Source organism: Deltaproteobacteria bacterium, assembly GCA_012522415.1.
Classification (GTDB): domain Bacteria; phylum Desulfobacterota; class Syntrophia; order Syntrophales; family JAAYKM01; genus JAAYKM01.
The window spans coordinates 1-2,726 of record JAAYKM010000120.1; the positions used below are offsets into that span (position 1 = coordinate 1).

Sequence of the window (2,726 nt, forward strand, 5' to 3'; positions counted from 1 at the left end):
ACAATGAAGTTCGGCCGCACAGCTCTCTGGGAGATAAAACGCCTTATGAATTTATCAAAGAACATCAAACTATGCTACAGGAACAAGGACTCATTTTGAACTTGGTACATATTTTGGGGTAAGGTCAGGGCATCTCCCACATCAGTCCATCCCCTCTCCAAGGCGGAACAGCTCAAGCGTTGGCTGGCGAAAGTCGGTTATGAGCGGGTGCAGGAAATCGAAGATCCGGAGTTGGCAACAAAACGAACACGGGCGATCTACAAGGCAAAGGGTTACGTCGAGGTCTGGCTTGAAAAGCAGATGCGGGGTATCGGCGGCATTTCAAAAAATTGGGTTAGGAATTGGGTAATGAACGGCCATATGTACCACCTCGATGACTTGATTCAACTTTCTGCTCTTCAGCACGCAGCGTTTTGCCCTCGCCAGTGCGCCCTGATCCACGTCGAGCAGGTCTGGGTGGAAAATCGTCTGACCGCCGAAGGCCGGATCATGCACGAACGGGTTCATAATGAGGACAGTGTGGTGCGGGGAAAGATGAGAATCGACTACGGTGTACCATTGCGTTCTCTCCGTCTCGGCCTCATCGGTAAGGCCGACGTTGTCGAATTTCATCTGGAGGAGGATGGAACCTGGCGGCCCTTCCCCATTGAATACAAGCGAGGCAAACCGAAGGCGGATTTCTCGGACAAGATCCAGCTCTGTGCCCAGGCGGTCTGCCTCGAGGAGATGCTGGACCTTGCTGTTCCGAAGGGGGCTCTGTTTTATGGCCGGACGCGGCGGCGTCTGGAGGTCCTTTTCGATGAAGAGCTCAAAGAAAAAACGGTGCAGGCAGCGGAAGTTGCCCGTGCCTTGATCAACAACGGGAAGACACCGAAGCCGGTATATGCGAAACGTTGTGAAAGCTGTTCCCTTGTATCGGAATGTCTCCCCCGGACAATCGAAAAGAAACGATCCGTCAAGAATTATTTGAACAGAATATTGGGGGAATCATGAAAAAGCACCTCAATACCCTGTTTGTGACTACTCAGGGTGCTTACCTTGCCAAAGAAGGCGAAACCATCGTGGTCCGGGTGGAGCGGGAAATCCGGCTGCGTCTGCCCGTACACACCATTGGAGGTATTGTCTGCTTCGGCAATGTCTTGTGCAGTCCTTTCCTGTTGGGATTTTGTGCAGAAAACGGTGTCGGCATCAGTTTTCTATCGGAACAGGGTCGTTTTCTGGCGCGGGTTCAGGGGCCGGTATCGGGCAATGTACTCCTGCGCCGGGAACAGTACCGGCGGGCTGATGACACAAAAGCGTCGGCGGACATCGCCCGGAACATGGTCGTCGGGAAAATTTCCAACTGCCGGAGGGTGCTGCAGCGGGCACTACGTGACCATGGCGAAAAAGCGAATTTAGAAAAACTGAACCTGACCATCAAGCGCCTTGCCTATTATCTCGAACTGCTGAAAGAGTCGCATCCGTTGGAAGTCGTCCGTGGTTACGAAGGCGAGGCGGCACATTCCTATTTCGATGTGTTCGACCGGCTTATTGTGGCCCAAAAGGATGCTTTTTCTTTTGCGGAGCGCAACCGCCGGCCGCCCCTGGATAACGTCAATGCATTGCTATCCTTTGTTTATACGCTCCTGGTACACGACATTCGTTCCGCCCTCGAAGGTGTAGGGCTCGACCCAGCGGTCGGTTTTCTCCATCGGGATCGCCCCGGGAGGCCCGGCCTGGCCCTCGATCTGATGGAAGAATTTCGGCCCTTTCTGGCGGATCGCCTGGTCCTGTCGCTGATCAACCTGCGCCGGGTTCAGGGGAAGGGATTTCAAAAAGCGGACTCCGGCGGTCTGACCATGGGAGATGACACGCGGAAGACGGTCTTGGTCGCCTACCAGGAACGCAAACAGGAAGAGATGTATCATCCGTTTATTGATGAGAAGGTGTCTATCGGGTTGCTGTTTCATATTCAGGCGCTTCTTCTGGCCCGGCATCTACGGGGTGACCTAGACGGCTATCCTCCTTTCATATGGAAATAAGCTTTGTGAGAGGCTTGGCTTGCAAAAGAATGGGGTAAAAAATGCTGGTACTGGTCAGTTATGATGTGGCGACAAACGAAGCCGGAGGCGCACGCCGTCTGCGCCGGGTGGCCAAGGTCTGCCAGAATTACGGACAGCGTGTGCAATATTCCGTGTTTGAATGCCTTGTCAATCCTGCACAATGGACGGTCTTTAGAGAGAAGTTGATCAAGGAAATAGATATAAATTCAGATAGCCTTCGATTCTATTTCCTGGGCGCAAACTGGAAACGACGGGTCGAACACGTCGGTGCAAAACCGGCCTTGGATCAGGAGGGGCCATTGGTTGTTTAGTGTGTCCGCGAACAGGAAGATTACATGGAAACCCCGGTGGCTTCGCGGCCGATATAAATATGTGATTTTACATCTCTTTAGCGGAATAGCTCTTTGAAAATTGAATAATACCGGGAACGGGAAGGATGACCTCGCGGATTTTATAGATTTTCATGTTATTTTTTGAAGAGTTATATGTTGAATGGTCGCTCCCCTCGCGGGAGCGTGGATTGAAACAATAATTTTCACGTTACGCCAAAAACCCCTGACGTGTCGCTCCCCTCGCGGGAGCGTGGATTGAAACGCCGCCATGTTATTGAAGGGGGGGATGTAACCAAGGTCGCTCCCCTCGCGGGAGCGTGGATTGAAACTCGATGACTGCTGCACACATAAC

At 52.5% G+C, this 2,726-nt stretch carries 3 protein-coding genes and 1 pseudogene; all 4 read left to right on the forward strand.

From position 1 onward, the window contains the following. Window positions 1-141: 141 nt before the first annotated feature. The 4 genes and pseudogenes from GX147_09525 (at window position 142) to cas2 (ending at window position 2,353) form a co-directional block, all read left to right on the forward strand. Window positions 142-312, forward strand: a pseudogene (locus GX147_09525) (phage antirepressor protein). Between the two features lie 48 nt (window positions 313-360). Then, window positions 361-993, forward strand: coding sequence for a CRISPR-associated protein Cas4 (gene cas4, locus GX147_09530; GenBank protein ID NLN60918.1), 633 nt, complete (start codon window positions 361-363; stop codon window positions 991-993). Then, window positions 990-2,021, forward strand: a complete 1,032-nt coding sequence (gene cas1c / locus GX147_09535; GenBank protein ID NLN60919.1) for a type I-C CRISPR-associated endonuclease Cas1 — start codon at window positions 990-992, stop codon at window positions 2,019-2,021. Before cas4 ends, cas1c begins: the two co-directional genes overlap by 4 nt. Before the next feature lie 41 nt (window positions 2,022-2,062). Further along, complete coding sequence (gene cas2, locus GX147_09540) at window positions 2,063-2,353, forward strand: CRISPR-associated endonuclease Cas2 (protein NLN60920.1); 291 nt, start codon at window positions 2,063-2,065, stop codon at window positions 2,351-2,353. The last annotated feature ends 373 nt before the right edge of the window (window positions 2,354-2,726 follow it).